At 36.2% G+C, this 16173-nt stretch carries 13 protein-coding genes and 1 riboswitch; of the genes, 3 read left to right on the top strand and 10 right to left on the bottom strand.

Annotated elements, in window-relative coordinates:
• Positions 1–103: 103 nt before the first annotated feature.
• Entirely contained in the window at positions 104–1327 is a 1224-nt protein-coding gene (locus BUB05_RS13100; protein ID WP_073050073.1) for a cation diffusion facilitator family transporter, read from the bottom strand.
• A gap of 268 nt (positions 1328–1595) precedes the next feature.
• On the opposite strand from BUB05_RS13100, the gene BUB05_RS13095 reads away from it, so the two are divergent.
• The gene (locus tag BUB05_RS13095) at positions 1596–1988 is read left to right on the top strand and encodes an MTH938/NDUFAF3 family protein (protein ID WP_073050072.1); all 393 of its coding nucleotides are present in this window, start codon (positions 1596–1598) and stop codon (positions 1986–1988) included.
• A 95-nt stretch (positions 1989–2083) separates the two neighbouring features.
• Here BUB05_RS13095 and BUB05_RS13090 read toward each other — a convergent pair whose 3' ends face one another.
• The 5 genes from BUB05_RS13090 to BUB05_RS13070 all read right to left on the bottom strand — a co-directional run bounded on the left by BUB05_RS13090 (position 2084) and on the right by BUB05_RS13070 (position 8881).
• The gene (locus BUB05_RS13090) at positions 2084–3433 is read right to left on the bottom strand and encodes an FAD-binding protein (RefSeq protein ID WP_073050071.1); all 1350 of its coding nucleotides are present in this window, start codon (positions 3431–3433) and stop codon (positions 2084–2086) included.
• A 219-nt stretch (positions 3434–3652) separates the two neighbouring features.
• Positions 3653–5224 carry a sigma-54 interaction domain-containing protein gene (locus tag BUB05_RS13085; RefSeq protein ID WP_175548566.1) on the bottom strand — a complete coding sequence of 524 codons (1572 nt, stop codon included), beginning with the start codon at positions 5222–5224 and terminating at the stop codon, positions 3653–3655.
• A gap of 467 nt (positions 5225–5691) precedes the next feature.
• Positions 5692–5910, bottom strand: coding sequence for a ubiquitin family protein (locus tag BUB05_RS13080; RefSeq protein WP_073050069.1), 219 nt, complete (start codon positions 5908–5910; stop codon positions 5692–5694).
• 59 nt (positions 5911–5969) lie between these two features.
• Entirely contained in the window at positions 5970–7685 is a 1716-nt protein-coding gene (locus tag BUB05_RS13075; RefSeq protein WP_073050068.1) for an aldehyde ferredoxin oxidoreductase C-terminal domain-containing protein, read from the bottom strand.
• Positions 7686–7717: 32 nt separating this feature from the next.
• Positions 7718–8881, bottom strand: a complete 1164-nt coding sequence (locus BUB05_RS13070) for an iron-containing alcohol dehydrogenase (RefSeq protein WP_073050067.1) — start codon at positions 8879–8881, stop codon at positions 7718–7720.
• A 1015-nt stretch (positions 8882–9896) separates the two neighbouring features.
• A riboswitch (cyclic di-GMP riboswitch) is annotated at positions 9897–9979 on the top strand.
• A gap of 34 nt (positions 9980–10013) precedes the next feature.
• Here BUB05_RS13070 and BUB05_RS13065 point away from each other — a divergent pair.
• Entirely contained in the window at positions 10014–10337 is a 324-nt protein-coding gene (locus BUB05_RS13065; RefSeq protein WP_073050066.1) for a sigma factor-like helix-turn-helix DNA-binding protein, read from the top strand.
• A gap of 48 nt (positions 10338–10385) precedes the next feature.
• Positions 10386–11660: a GGDEF domain-containing phosphodiesterase gene (locus tag BUB05_RS13060; protein WP_073050065.1), complete on the top strand. Its 1275-nt coding sequence runs from the start codon at positions 10386–10388 to the stop codon at positions 11658–11660.
• Positions 11661–11785: 125 nt separating this feature from the next.
• Here the strand turns inward: BUB05_RS13060 and BUB05_RS13055 are convergent, their stop codons facing one another.
• From BUB05_RS13055 to BUB05_RS13040, 4 genes are all read right to left on the bottom strand, one after another.
• Complete coding sequence (locus tag BUB05_RS13055; RefSeq protein ID WP_073050064.1) at positions 11786–12592, bottom strand: MerR family transcriptional regulator; 807 nt, start codon at positions 12590–12592, stop codon at positions 11786–11788.
• 158 nt (positions 12593–12750) lie between these two features.
• Entirely contained in the window at positions 12751–13989 is a 1239-nt protein-coding gene (locus tag BUB05_RS13050; protein WP_073050063.1) for an MFS transporter, read from the bottom strand.
• A 33-nt stretch (positions 13990–14022) separates the two neighbouring features.
• Positions 14023–14760: an SDR family NAD(P)-dependent oxidoreductase gene (locus BUB05_RS13045; protein WP_073050062.1), complete on the bottom strand. Its 738-nt coding sequence runs from the start codon at positions 14758–14760 to the stop codon at positions 14023–14025.
• 928 nt (positions 14761–15688) lie between these two features.
• On the bottom strand, positions 15689–16108 hold the full coding sequence (locus BUB05_RS13040) for a universal stress protein (RefSeq protein ID WP_073050061.1): 420 nt from the start codon (positions 16106–16108) through the stop codon (positions 15689–15691).
• Between the last annotated feature and the right edge of the window lie 65 nt (positions 16109–16173).

Below are 16173 nucleotides of genomic sequence, written 5' to 3'. Positions count from 1 at the left end.
TAAAAAAATGAATTGAATGGTATAGTTTAGTGCAAGGAGCTGTTATGTAGATATTTATTCTATATAAACAGCTCCTTTTTCTTGGCTGTCTTGATAATACTGTTTATAATCCCTCGCTAAACCAATTGATTTTTCTTGCATTTACGAATTTGCTTTTAGACCAGGCGACGTAGGCAACTTGCTTTTTTGCTAACCTATTTAGTTCTTTTTTACCTTTTTCGGTCAATCTAAGTTTTCCATTCACCGATTCCAATAGATGGTCTATCACTAGTCCAGCATAAATACTCTCATAATCCTTATCCTCCAGTTTCACCGGGAAGTGTTTTCCAAAACCTTTTTTAACACACTTGAAATTCTCTTCTTTTGTTGTCTCTCTCAGATTTAAGAACCAGAGGAATATAAATACTCCTCTCTCTTGTAAAACATTTAGATGGCTGTCAAGAAATCTCGAGAATTTTTCGATTTTAGGATCTTTGCCTTGCATAATACCATGAGATTCCTTGATTAGCTCATAGCCACCCAGGATTATGAAAAAAGAAACGACTACCCCGGCAATAGCATCTAACGCGAAAAATCCTAAAGTTGCACCAAGAAGACCGATTAAAACAGCTACCGATGACCAGATATCTGTTTTTGTATGATAGGCATCGGCTACCAGTGATATACTTCTTGTCTGCCCACCAACATAAAACTTATAGTAGGAGAAATAGCCATTAACGGCTATATTGATTACTATGGTAACCAAAGCAACAATCTGGAAATGTATCTCAACGGGTGTAAATATCTTTGTTATCGATTCAAAAGCAATGAAGGCACCGATGCAACATAGGATTATACCACCAATAAGGGCAGATTGTGCTTCTCTATCTATCTTTATGCCAATCCATGTTATTGCTGATGCAACTATGTCTATGCCGGTGTGTACAGCATCTGCAATAAGACCAATGCTTCCGGAGAGAAAGCCGATAAAAAATTCCAAGGCCGACAGCCCAACATTTCCCCACAAGGAGTATTTGGCACAGGCCTCTTTTGATAGATAACTCATATGGTGCTGTTCAATACTTTTTTCCCTTTTGTCTAATTCGTGCAGCCCTTTTTCTGTTATTGCGTATTTATCTGAATATTCTATAGAATCTTCATGCATCAGAGTGTTTAAATTGATATCTATGAGTTCATTATTTGACATCCAATAGCCTACATACATTTCCTTGATCTTGTCTAGAAGTTCTTGTCTAGTTCTGCTGTTTAGCCGCAACAGGCGCAATATGTGCCATTTAAGATTCTTTCTTACCTGAGAGTCCTTGATTTGCAATCGCTTTTTTAGCATAACAGATATCTCCTTCTATTCTTTTCTACTTTAAGGTGATTTCGCACATCGTTAAGACAGTTGACTTCAAATGGTTTTTTGATGTTCTATAAGTTTAATGGATATAATATCTTGATAACTCTATTATACTACGATTTTCTTAATAAGAATATTAAGATCGGGCAAGGTACAAGCGCTTGGATGCAGGGGCGGATATCTTATATAAAATCAGGCTGATGTTGACGACTGGGGAGATGATATGTAGAATTTAAGTAGAGAGGTGAGAAATATGTTTGATGATCCTAAAGGGCCTATTGAACACTATTCGTGGGGTAAATTTATTATATTGGGAGAGGAACACTCTGAAGAAGGCGATTCAAGAATAGGAAAAGGCAAGGACATAAGGTTGACAGGTGATAAAGTCAGAAGATGGAAAGCGAGAAAGGGGCATGTGCTGAACATATCAATGGTAGATAAAGTAATTGACAGGAACATCAAGATTCTGGTTATAGGAAATGGTGCAAATGGTGCTTTGACTGTACCGGAAGAAGTAGTCAATTACCTTCTTGAAAATGGCTTTGAAAAAGTGATTGTTGAAAGGACTCCGGAAGCTTGCAGAAGATATAACAAATTGTATCATGCCGGGGAACAGGTTGCGCTTCTTGCTCATGGAACGTGCTGATATTAAAAGTGAACCTGATAAAAAATGGCGTAATTCCAAACTATTTCCGTTAATCGAATTACGCCAAATTGCATTAAGGTTAGAGTCGTTTAATCCTATCTGCCCAATCCTCTTGATGTTCTGCACATCTTCTCATAATAACCCCTGAATATATTGTCCGGATCAGTCTTTTCCTTGACCAAATCATAGTTCTTTTTATTCCATATATTCCAGAATTCCTCTTCGGAATAAAGGTTGGTTGATATAAGAGTCTTAATGGCACCCAGTTCAATCAATTTTTCTTCGATGATCCTATGGTAATGTTCCGGATTTTCCCTTTTCATATTATATATTGCAATGTCAAGAAAAAGTTCATCCTCGACATTTTCCAGAAATTCGTCGGATAACCATTCATATTTATGCATTACTTTATAGGGTACGCACCATAGTGGGAAATGATTAACCTCTTTTACATACCATTCCATAAATTCATCGACCTTTGAGAACGGCAGGAAAAGGTCAACCGTTATGGGAATAAAATTTGAAGGTATTACTTTTCTTAAATCATTGGTAACCTTTAGTACGTTATTGGAGTTTATGAATTTTCTGAACAGAAGTCTTCCAATGAATGATTTTGGATGTGAGCTTGTTGTTCCGCTATCATATCTGAAGAAATAGTCGGGTGTTTTCAGGTAGTCTTCTTTTCTTTCATCTGTACTTTGATAATACACCCTCAACCAGTCATAGTTGTGAGTGTAAGGAGCATCATCAACAAAATCTCCTGCACAAAGAACGAATTTTTCAGAGGAATGGATAATACCGTCCATAAAATCAATATCTCGTTTGATATAATGTTCCTTTATTGCGTCTTTGTATTCTTCTAGACTTTCAAATTTTTCGTAAGTCATCTTCACCAGCGGTTTTACAGGTATGAGCCTGAACTTGAGCAATGTAATTATTCCCAATGTTCCAAACGTCCAGTGAACCATCTGGAATAAAAGCATATTCTCATTATCCGGAGTGCATTCCATAACATCGCCTTTGGCAGTGACAATTTCAAATTCAAGACAACTGTCGTGGAATGAACCAAACTTGTATGACATGGATTCAATTCCACCTCCTGCAACGGCACCTCCTATAGTTATGGTTTTATGCTCCGGTACTACAACGGGAGCGAGTCCGTGTTTGCCGGTCTCTTCTACAAGTTTCTCAAATGTTACACCAGGCTCTGCAATGCAAATCATTTTTTCTGCATCGATATGGATAACCTCGTCAAGGTCGCTTATGTCAAGTTTCTCATCTGAATGCCTTTTGTCATTAGGTTTGGGTACCTCGTGAGAAACAGCCTTTTTCTTTAGACTTAATGGAGTAGTGCTTTTGCGTTCTTTCAACTGTCTTGCAATTTTGATTACTTTTTCATTATGGATCCTTATATCATTCTCTGCGATCATCTGCAATCCGTTCATTTCTCCCCTCCAATTATCATAATTTCTTAACGTAAACCGGTATATTCTTATTATACCGCAATTTCATGAGAAATATGCGCCTTTTGGTGTTAAACAGTTTTATTGTTGAAAATACACATGTTTGGAATTAAGACATTGATTAGAGAAAAGTCAAATCAAGATAAATATGAAATTAGCTATTTTGAATCTTTCGAATACCCTTCATTAGGTTTGCAATTTCTAGAGTTCCTTCTTGTTTATCAAACATGGATTCTTCTGGATTTTTTTGTACAAGGTGCTTCTTGTGATGCCTAATAACTTGGCACTTTGGTTAATATTGTAATCTGTTGTGTTCAATACATCTTTGATAATTATTTCCTCACCGATCTTGAGTGCATTTGAATACTTTTTTTCACTGAGTATTTCAACTAACTTTTCCTTCGTATTTTTATAGATATAGGAACTTCGAATATTATCAGGAAGATGGTCGATGTCAATCTTGCCCTTGTCGCCAGCCAGGACAACTGCTCTTTGTATTACATTTTTAAATTCCCTTACATTGCCTCTCCAATAGTATTTCTTCAGCGCCTCTAAAAACTCCTTGGAATATCTTCCTGTACAGTAGTTGCTTCTTTGGCGGTATTCCTCTATGAAATGATTCAGCAATATTTCAATATCATCTGTTCGTTCCCTCAAGGGGGGCAGCTTTAAAATGAAAGTGCTTATTCTATAGTAAAGATCTTCTCTGAAATTGTCCTTGTCAGCTTCCTTCAGAAGGTCTTTTTTTGTAGCCGAGACTATTCTGATGTCAATGGATATTGATTTTGTTCCTCCCACCTTTACAATCTTTCTCGACGACAACGCTCTTAATAGCTTGATCTGGACAGACATAGGCATGCTTTCAATTTCATCGAGAAAGAGAGTTCCACCTTCAGCGACTTCAATTTTACCTTTCTTGCCTGTTCTTAACGCTCCTGTGAATGCTCCGGATTCATATCCGAACAGTTCACTTTCTACAAGTTCAAGTGGAATAGCTCCGCAGTTTATAGGAACAAAGGGTCCCTCGCGTCTGTTGCTGCTGTTGTGTATGGACTGAGCGAACATCTCCTTTCCAGTACCGGTTTCGCCGAATATGAGTATTGGAAGATCTGTCTTTGCAATCTGAATTCCCAGATTTTTAGCTTCTCTAATATCTATGCTTTTTCCGACTATATTAGTGAAATTCAAGAGTCCATCTTCACTTTCCTTTGGTTTTAGAGTGACCTGATTTTTATCCACCTTTGATATGACAATTATCTTTTCAGTATTCTCTTCAAACCCATAAAACTCTATGAGTTTAAACTTCACATTATTCCCTGCTATTTGAATATATTGCTCCTGGCTATATTTAAAATCATTTAATTTCAGTTTGTCAATATTTTGTGACAGGGAAGATTTCAAATTGCCATTTTCGCTTATATTTAGAAGTTTTATAGCATTTTTATTATAATATACAACATCTTCATTGCCATCAAGCATTATATAACCGTCTTCTGATTCGTTTTCAAGTTGATTTATCAAAAGAACGTTTTTCCTAAGCAATGTTTTTTCTTCTTTCAATCTTATTCTGAAGATTTCAATTAATACGTCTAAAAGAATCCTGCTTTCATAAATTTTGCTCATATTATTGCTTGATAAGTTTAAGACGCCAATTTTACTGCCGTCTTCTGAATAGATCGGGGATGCTGAGCAGTGCGTGTTGTGAAATTCCTGATTGTAGTGTTGTGCTGCAATTAACTGTACACTTCTATTTTCTCTTAATGCTACACTCATTGAAGAAGTTCCAATAATTTTTTCTGAACAGTCTGACCCCATAAATAGCACTTCATCAATTTGTGGTTTCTGGAATAAATTATGTAATTCTGAATCAAAATATATAGCTTTTAGATTTGTATCCACAAACAAAAAATTGAATCCATTCTCTTCAGCAATATCGGCCAATTCTTTCAGAATAACTTGATATTTTATTAATTGTCTGCTCTCTTCCGGTATTTGATTTTTTTTACCATAATATATTATGCTGTTATTTTTTAAAACATTAGGATTGACACCATATTCTTTGCTTATTTTCCAAGACTTTAAAATATACTCTGGAATGATCTCTGTGTCCACGGTTTCATCCCTCATGAATTTATTCCACTCTTCCTTGTATTCAAATAATTTTTTACTGATATTTCTTTCGGTTGTATATGTTTTTTTCATATCATTCAATATCAATTACTATCATCCCTCTTTTCGATTTATCCTGCCCCTACGAATGGTATGATTACAATTACATCGCCATCCTTAATAATTATATCATCTAATTCATTTCTCTTGATCTTTTTTTTATTCAATATAATATAATTTGCGAATCCCTTTATTTGACTTGTAATGGTAGAGTTTTCGTATCTGTTTACTATTGATTTCAAAGAAATATTATTTTCCACTTTATAATTGACATTGTTTACTGAATACATAAATCCTCCTAAAAAAAGCGGATTATTGATTAACAATATTCCGCATAATTTATTAACAATTATTTCCACATTGCTGCAAGTTCTTCTTTCTTAACTCCAAAGACGTTTCCTGAGGCATTTTTCTCTTTATAAAAGAATTCCGGCAATACATCATCTTCCGGCCTGAATCCCGCCTTTTCATTAAATTCCCTTTCCATTTTTATTGTTTCTACTCCAATTTGCATCAATCTGTCGACATCGCATTCTATACCAAGTGCACCTTCAATGGATTTCGCAATAGCTTCCAAGGCTTCCGGAGTAGCCAATGCCGTAAAAGCAAATAAACACATTAGATTGTCACAAAGTGCCGTAGGAACCTGAATGTTTTTCATCAGATCAACTTGACCTTCAGGATTAGTATGATCTACACCCTCAACTGTCATTGGATGTCCTCCGGTGTGGTCAGCTCCCTGGGTACAGGACGCATATTGAACTCCCATCCCTTGCAGGTTCCTTGGATCATATGCTGCCAATCCCTGGTTTTTACAGACAGGTACTCTATTATGCTTCAACAACTCACCTGTTGCAGCTGTACCGTTTCCTATTGCCACACCAAGTTCTGAGCTGCCTTCAATCATTTCTTTCAACAAGTCTAGTACTGCTTCCTTGTCGCCCCATTCAAGCTCACCTGCATCCATTGTAACTGCAACTGCATTTGCTACATCAATAGTATCTACACCAAACTCATCACATATTCTATCTGCTTCTACCAAAAAGTCATAGTCATAAATACCACAGTTGGGTCCGAACAAAGCTGCCGTTTCATATTCAAGCCCTGAAGTTATCATTTCTCCTTGCTCATTATTTACAATATTCGAGCATCTGATTATGCAACCTGGCTGGCAAGCTACTCCGGATCTTCCGCCATGCATTTTTGCCCTATCTGCGAAAGCATTTGCACATATTTTTTCTTTTTGTTCATCATTGATCATTTTACCGCTGAAATTATTAACTGGTATAATATTTGATTCAGCAGTAACATCCACATAAGCCATTGTTCCCAACAAAGCCAACCCTACTCCTGTTATCGGACTTTCTTTAATGAAATTAATTATACTTTTCTTGCCTTCATTAAACTTATCTTTATCAACTATTTCCAATTTGTTTCTTGATTTGGCTTTTTCTAAAACGATTGCCTTCAAACCCTTCGAACCCATCAAAGCGCCAAGGCCACCTCTACCGGCCGCTCTAGCAGGATGCCCTGTCGAATTGTCAGTCACCTGTATTGAAGCAGACAGTAGTTTTCTTTCTCCTGCTTTACCAATAACACAGATTGATGATTTAGAACCATATTTCTCCTTAAGCATCTCCGTTGTTTTGTATGAATTGAAGCCCTGATAATCTGTGCCTTCTTCAAGAGATACATTGCTGTTTTCATCTATTCTTAAAATATACCAAGTGTCTGTTTCCGGTTGATCCTCAATAACAAACATTTTTATGCCATGCTTTGCCATTTCAGCTCCAGCACTTCCGCCTACATTGGATTCTTTAATGGTATTTGTCAGTGGGCTTTTACCGCCAAAGGACAATCTGCCTGTTGTAGTAACTCCAGAACCTGCCAGTATACCAGTAGCCAAGACAAGTTTATTTCCGGATCCCAAGGGATCGCATGTTGGATTTACTTCCTCGGACACTATTTTAGCCGTCAATCCTCTATTTCCTAAAAGCATGGAACTGTCAAACATATCTTCTTTTATTTCCTTGCTTCTCATGTTGATTCTATATATTTTATTCATTAACTACTCCTCTTTATTTCAGTTTAATATTTTTATTTAAAGGATTTTTTTATCGTTTCAAAGAAAAATTCTCTAGTTGGAGCCTTCCTTGCATATGGTCCCAACAGTTCCATTTCAACCTCACATGCAGCTACAACTTTTTCAAATTCATCTTCTTTGGCATGTTCAAATGTGGACAGTTTAGGAATGTTGATTTCCTCAAAAAACATAATCATCTTATCTCTGAGATCTGATTTTAATTCTTCGATTGGTTTTGTTTCAAATCCGTCAACTTCGAATATATTGCTGAAGTCCCTGATCTTGTCCGGAACTGTTTCTGCTACATATTCCAGTCCGTAAACCAATCCCCATGCACATGCTACACCGTGGGGAATATGCCATTTTGCTCCAATTGCATGAGCAATGGCATGAGGCAAATGGAACATACCCATGGAAAAAGCTACTGCAGCCATTGCAGATGCATCTGCAACCTTCTGTCTTGCCTCAATATTTTTTCCATCTTTGACAACCATTGGAAGATACTTGTATAACAGTTTCGTACCCTCCAATGCAAGCCCATCCGTTATCGGGCTGCATGCAGTAGTTGTACATGTCTCCATCAGATGAGTCAAGGCATCCGCACCAGTTGCCGCTGTAATATGAGGAGGCATGGATATAGTCATATTGGCGTCAACGAGTGCTACTGTCGGACAAATTGTAGCGGCAATCAAGCCTTCCTTTTTTTCTGCTGCAGTATCCGAAATAACAGCAAATGCACTTACCTCACTACCTGTTCCGGACGTTGTAGGAATTGAAATATGCGGCATTATTGGTCCGGGTATAACATTAAACTTGCCATAGTAGCTTCTATAACCACCAGGACTAGACAGGTCAACAGCCACTGCTTTTGCGGTATCAATTGAACTTCCTCCACCAACTGAAACGAGAGTGTCAACTTCTTCTTCTCTGGCTAATTCTATTGCTTCATCAATCATAACATCCGGTGGATCGGGTAAAACACCATCGAAAACAACCACTTCTTTACCAGCGTCCTCAATTAAATCAACCACATCGTCCACGAGTCCTGTTGTCATTAATCCTTTGTCGGTCACTATCATAACCTTTTCTGAATTGAACATTTCCAGATAATCTCCAATTTTCTCAACCGCTCCTATGCCACTATCCAAAATTGTTGGTGAAATAAACTGATAACTCATAAATCTTTTCCTCCTGTGATATTTATTTGTTAATGATAATGCAAATTATATGCCAATAAAACGATTAGCGATGCAATAGTTGGTTTTACTTGATAATTGTTATTTTATGGAAATACCTTTGTTTATATGGCTGTATGATTTGTACACACTATCTTTGCATTGGAAAAAAATACACAATTCCAGGAATTTATAGGTACAGTTGCAAACTTTAATCTTGGAGTGCGTTGTAAAAGGAAATGAAATCCATGAAATCGGTAGATACTAATGAATTGAAAAAATATAGGACATTAAGGAATAGAATATGGTAGAGAACAATAATTAGCTGCTTTAGTGGATCTTTTTATTTGTAGAGAACAAAAAGAAGTAGTATAATATTGAAAACAATAGACAAGACAGCTGTATATACACACGAATATGAACTTTACTGTATGTTAATAAATCAATTGACATATTGATTCATTTTTTATATAATTACGATAAATGAATAATGGATTTTAGCTTCATTAATGAACTGATTTTATTAATGGTTTGTTATTGTAATAATAGGCTTAGAAAGGAGGCCTGTTATAGTTTCAAAAAATAAGATTGAGCAATTCATTGCTAAGGAGAAAAAAAGGTGACTGGTATAGGGCCCAAGAATGTCATCGTTATATAGACGAGAAAAGAATTGATATATTGATAGAAGGAATTCTTACATGATTTGAGAAAGAGTCATTAGCTGTTTTCCCTGATTTGGAGGAAGCTTTTATCAAACCTAGAGAATATTTTTTTGAAAAACAAATGGAATTGCATACGAATAAATTAGAGGATATTTTAGAGTGTAAGATTATCAAATCAGATATTTGGCATAATCTATTGGAAGATAAATCGGTTATAACTTATATAACTGATAAATAAATATTGATAATATAGTTTATAATCAAGTTTGAATAGAAGGTATATATACAGGCTATTTATCCGGGATACTTACAGATTATATTCTGTTTAAGTATCTTTTTTTTAGTGTAACAAAATCCTCCGACAAAGGCAAACTTATTGAAAAGTAAGGACGCAAAGTTACAGGTCTAAGGTAATATCTATGATGGCTGAACTACCGAAGAGTATTAATTCGATTTAAATGAGGAGGAAGTAAGTGCAATTTAAAACAAACATTGACAAAATGTTTGACTTGCAATATTCATTTTTTGCAAGCAACAATGAAATGAGCAAACGGTTTCAAGCATTGGGAGAAGAAAACATAAAGGAGGTTTTGACACGCAAAATTGAAGGTTTAAATACGATAGAGAAGCAGATTTTATCATTATACTATGTTGATGAATTGACAATTGAAGAGGTAGGCGGAGTTTTAGATATTGATAGCATAGAATCAATTGGAATTCTAATCAATACAATTAGAAAAATTGAATATTTAATAATCGAAGAGCTTAAGACATATGAATTTAAAGTAAAGACTTAGGATAAGTATGTTTATTTAAATCTAAAAAAATTCATATGGGAGTAGAAAATGTTAAATGAAAAAAACAAAATAAATGAACTTACTGGATTGAAAAATTTAAATGCTTTAATTGAAAGTATTGATTCCAGAATAAATAACAAGTCAATAAAGGAGTTTACTGTTTTTGTATTCGAAATATCAAATTTAACTAAAATAAACAGGTATATTGATTATTCATTTGGAAGAAAAGCGTTGCATTATGTAATAGAAGTGGCAGAAAAGATTTTTGGAAAACATGAAGCGTATTCGATGTGTACAAATGAAGTTGCTATTGTATTAGAAAACTATAGAACTGAAGATACTTATGCTAAGGGAATTAATTTTATTGAAGAGTTCTATGACCCGGTTTTAATCAATGATATTCCAGTTAATATAAAAATAAAATGTGGTATCGTTAATTATCCGGCTAATGGTGATAGACTAGATACATTTTATAAAAACTTGAAAACAATTTTATTGCATTCCGGAGACGGTATAGACAACTTGTCGATAATCAATGATTCTTTTGCGTCTAACATTCAAGAAGAGTTTGATATAATGTGTCAAATTTACCATGCGATCAATAATGATGAACTAAGACTGGAATATCAACCTAAATACAGCATCAGGGATAACAGTATTATTGGAGCTGAAGCTTTACTGAGATGGGATGATCTGGGCATGAGCATTGGTAAAGTTATTGATATAGTTGAAAAAACTGACCTGATTAACCATATAACAAAATGGGTAACCAGGAAGGTTATCAACCAATTGGAAGAATGGAATGAGAAAGGCATTTCGACAAAGATATCAATAAATGTATCGCCTAAAGATTTTTCGAACGAATTTTATTTCAAGTATTTAATAAAAGAAATAAAAAAAAGAAATATTGATCCAGGAATGATTGAATTGGAGATAACAGAAAGATGCATATACGAGAACAAAAATAATATTATCCTGTTGTTAAATAAATTTATAGATAGTGGATTCAAAATTACTATTGATGATTATGGAACTGGTTATAATTCTTTAAAGAACCCCTTGCTATTCCCATATGACTGCATTAAAATCGACCGGTTTTTCACCAATAATATTGAAAACAAAGCGACATACTCATTGATTGAGGGAATAATCAAAACTGCAAATGAATTAGGAATAAGCGTTATTGCAGAGGGGGTCGAAAATAAAACCCAATATATGATTTTACAGTCATTGGGTTGCCATGCAATGCAAGGCTATTATCTAAGTAATCCTCTGAAGCCGGAGGAGTATGCCAATTTAGTAATACCTTCCAAGGTTTATTGAATAAACTAGATACCAGAGGATAAAATCTTTACATTGATGGTATATTCAGAACTAGGTGAAAAAGCAGTAAAAAAGGAGTATGTCAATTATTGATATACTCCATAAATCATCCATGTTTCTCTATCTTATTCTTCTACGGGAAACCAGATGCAATGTAAATCTCTATAAACATCTCCATCCTTGTGAAAGTCGAATACACAACTAAAGGCATCATCTGCAAGCTTCAGTCCTTCCGATTGAATATACTCCATCGCTCCTGACAAATGAGCAGTAGAAAGCAATGTTGTAGAATCAGAAGGCATTGCGGTATATACGCAAAGACGAGGAGGGTAGTATTTCACAAGATCATCCGGTTTGACATTGAGGTAGTCAGCATACTCTTCCTCTATTCCAAAACCAAAATTGTAATTACTGCCGCACTTTTGGAGTTCCTCCTTGGGAAAAAGTCCTGAAGTAAAAACGAAGGGAGCTTTGCTTATCCATTCGTGTGCAAGTGAAAGTACAGATTTATCCTTATACAAATTGTATTCATCCTGTGTATTAATTCGATAGATGCCTGGACAATATTCTATACGATACCTGTATTTCATCGATTGCGCATCGGTATACATTGCTCTTAGCTGACTTGCCCTTTTAATGAGATTCAAATTATAAACGATGGCATCCTCCAGGTCCTTCATTTTACCAGTTAGGGAAGCGGGCATATCCATATAGTTGTTTGAATTGATGATATTGCTTATCTCCTGCAATGAAAAACCAAGGCTTTTATAGGCCTTGACACGTACCAAGATGTGTATATCCCATACATCATAATACCTGAAGCTTGAACCTTCCTGTTTTTTAGGGGTTACAATTCCAAATTTCTCGTAATATCGCAAACCTGCAGTAGTTATCCCCAATAACTTGGCTACATCGCCTATCTTATAATTCACAATAGAAACTCCTTAAATAAGTTGTTACATTAAGTATAAACCCTCATTTCTAAAAAAGAAAGCATATTTATACTTACCCCAGTCTCCGGCAACCATAAGCTGCAGAGGCTGGGGTTGTGAAATTCATCTATAAATCAGAAGGAGGGATTAAAATCTCGCTAACTGGATTGTGTATTTGCGGGAATATCCAACTGATTCCGTGATTCGAGTTCTTTCTTCAGGTTAAGCACAACAAAGATTCCAAGGACAGCCAGAATGGCTGCTGCATAATAGCCATAGGTATAGACACCGAATTGGCTGTTAAAAAATGTTGCAAGCTTTGGTCCCACAAAGCCAGCCAAGGAATAGCCAAGGAAAATAATTCCATAATTGGTGCCCAGGTATTTGGTGCCGAATGTTCTGCCGGTGAGGGGTGGAAATACTACCATCGGTCCACCAAAAGCGAATCCAAGAAATGCTATGACAACAAAGAATGGAATTGCCATATTGGCTCCTATGAAGGAAACTGCAACCATGGCGATGGTAGTAATGCCAAGACTTAATATCAGGGATTTGAATGCCCCTATTTTGTCATAGATAACACCGAAGCTTAACCGTCCGACGAAGTTTGAGATAGTGGAAACGGAAACAGCCAGTGCCGCTGTCGTTAGACTCACCTGAATCTGATTCTGAGCAATGCTGTACAGCACACCGATCATCATATTGCCTGCACATGCTACAGCCATAAAAATAAACAGCATCTTATAGAAAGTTACAGAACTTAACATTTGTTTGGGAGAATACTGTCCTTCATCGCTTGCAAAGGTTGATGAAGTTTTTCCCGGCTGGACTTCCGCCTTCTTTTGAAAAGGTGAGAAGATTACATTGATTGCGATAATCACGATACCCAGAATAAGCAGGGTTGTGCGCACACCCATAGCAGCAAATGATGTGGTGAATACAGGAGCCATAATGAATGGACCTATAGATGCTGCCGACAGCAGGAGGCCGGAAGCTTTTCCTCGGGATTCAGGGAAAAACTTTAGCGTCTGTGTTAGTAATGGATTGTACATTATACCTGCTCCTATTGATGTTATGACACCAAAGTTGATATAGAACATCAGTACACTGGATGACATTCCTGTAAGAATCCAGCCACCGCCACAGATTATGCCGCCAATGAACATGTTCATGCGGCATCCGTTTTTATCCGCAAATTTTCCGGCGAAGATACCAACAACCGAAAATATCAAAAGATAAAGTGCATAGGTGTCTGTGATTGATGCGACATCCCAGTTTCTTTCAACAGCAATGGTCTTAGACAGAATGCTGAAGGTTGCATTAAGGGCTAAAAAGTAAATACTGAGCCAGGAACCTAGAAATAGAATGTTCCTGCCATTTATATTGTTTTTTTCCATGTTTGTCTCCTTTGACGATTTAATAATTTAACCTTATAGGATTGTCCACCCTCCATCGACCATGAGGGCTCCACCATGTATATAGTCGGCTTTTTCACTGGCGAGGAAAAGGATTACGTCTGCTATTTCAGAAACTTTGCCGTTTCTTTGCGCAGGCAAGCGCTCATCAATAAGATTTGCAGTTCCCTCGTTCATTTGAGTGCTTATTCTGCCAGGGCCAACGGCGAGAACGCGAATTCCCTTGGGACCAAGCTCAAATGACATTCTTTTTGTCAAGCCCAGCACACCGTGCTTGGATGCAGTATAAGCGACACCTCCGCCGGAACCGCGTACTCCTGCAGCAGAAGCAATATTAATGATGACGCCTTTATTCTGGTCAAGCATATAAGGAAGCACAGCTTGAGACAGCATAAACATTCCTTTGACATTAACATTTAGAATAAGATCCCAAAGCTTTTCGTCAATATCCATCATCGGTGTATATTTATCGAAGACACCTGCGGTATTTACGAGTACATCAATGTGTTTAAGGTTTTTCGTAGCCTCGGTGATGGCGGTCTCAATCTGGTCTTTTTTGCTGATATCCACTTCATAAGACAGAAAATGATCCGAGTACTGGATGTTTTTCTCACGCACTTCTTTAAGCCCGGCACCATTGACATCCAGTCCTATTACATATGCGCCTTCTTCAAGGAAATGCTTGGCTTGTTCTGCGGCCATTCCTGCACCAGCTCCTGATATAACAACAACTTTATCTTTGAATTCGTTCATGTTTATTCCTCCTAAAACATCTTAAGTTTATGAAATTTTTAACAATCATAGTGAAAAAAATAATAAAAAGTGAAATTTTTAACAATCGAAGCTGCAGACTTACACCCAAAATAATTATCGATAACTATTACACTTATTATTTTACAAGCTGAAGTTACTTTAAAATCAAGGGCAATTTAGAATATTCACCCATAATTTTAGCCAAAACTTTTTTTAAACTGTAGGGGAAAAGGTGAGAATATTGGTATGTCTGGCTTCGTCATCAAATTGCATTGATTGACAAGTTCTTATCAATGACGGTTATTTCAGTTTTGTTTCCTTCATTGTAGTATGGATTTCATATCATATTTCTATGAATTAAGTTTCTAAATGCTGAAGGTACTTTAATATTTGAGCTGTATTTTATTTCAATTTCATAAAAATAAAGGTCTTTAAAAATTTTTCAACTAAACAATTTCAGGGAATTGTTATTATTATGACAAAATGAACTTCTGTAATAAAGTTGCAGCAGCTAGCCAACGTTGTACAAACAAATGTTAGCATCCTATTGTAATTCTAGATTTGCAGGAGTATAATTGTAGCTGTGATTGATATCTGGCATAAGTTAAAATTGGTTCAAGGTCTTTTAATAAGAAGGTGAATTGAAATGCAAGAAAAAATTTTGACGTTTGTATTCATGGCTTTAGTATTATTTTGTTTGCGGGAACATTAACCTCTTCACATAATTGAATAGCTGAAAAACTGGAACTAAAATATGAATAATATCACATTAAAATTCTCAGGACATCGAGTCCTTCGAATTATCTGACGTTCAATCGAGTGATAATTCCCAGAAGCCGGAATTATCTTGAACGTCATATAAATGAAACGACCACCGACATTTCGGTGGCCGTTTCATTTATATGTGGGTAATGCCGAAGGTAAAGTGCTATCTAACTACCAATACAGGTACTTTTATATGATGCACAACCTTGTTTGTAACGCTTCCTAGAAGGAATCTCCTGTTTGCAGACATTCCATGGGTACACATGATAACAAGATCATATGAACCCTTTTCAGCCTCGTCTATTATATCCATTGCAGGATCTCCGGTAACGACTTTTGCGTCAGCCTTCACACCGCGAGATTTGAAATACTCAGCCGTTTTATTTGCTATTTCTCTATTTACGTCAACGTTTCGGACCTTGTTTTCTTCAACTACAAATCCATCGGCTGTCTGTGTATTCAAATAATAATAGACATTAAACACCGTTATTGTACTATCGAATTTTTTGGCCATATCTTCTGCCAGATCAAGTGCTTTCTGACATCCTGCGGATCCGTCTATAGGTAATAAGATTTTCTTCATAAATCATCCTCCAATCTAATCAATCCATATTCATATTTATCAACCGCCGCCTATTACTGGAAGAA

It is taken from the genome of Dethiosulfatibacter aminovorans DSM 17477 (assembly GCF_900142005.1).
Lineage (GTDB): Bacteria > Bacillota > Clostridia > Tissierellales > Dethiosulfatibacteraceae > Dethiosulfatibacter > Dethiosulfatibacter aminovorans.
The sequence above is the reverse complement of the archived record's forward strand: the minus strand, read 5'-3'. Positions and strand labels throughout refer to the sequence as shown.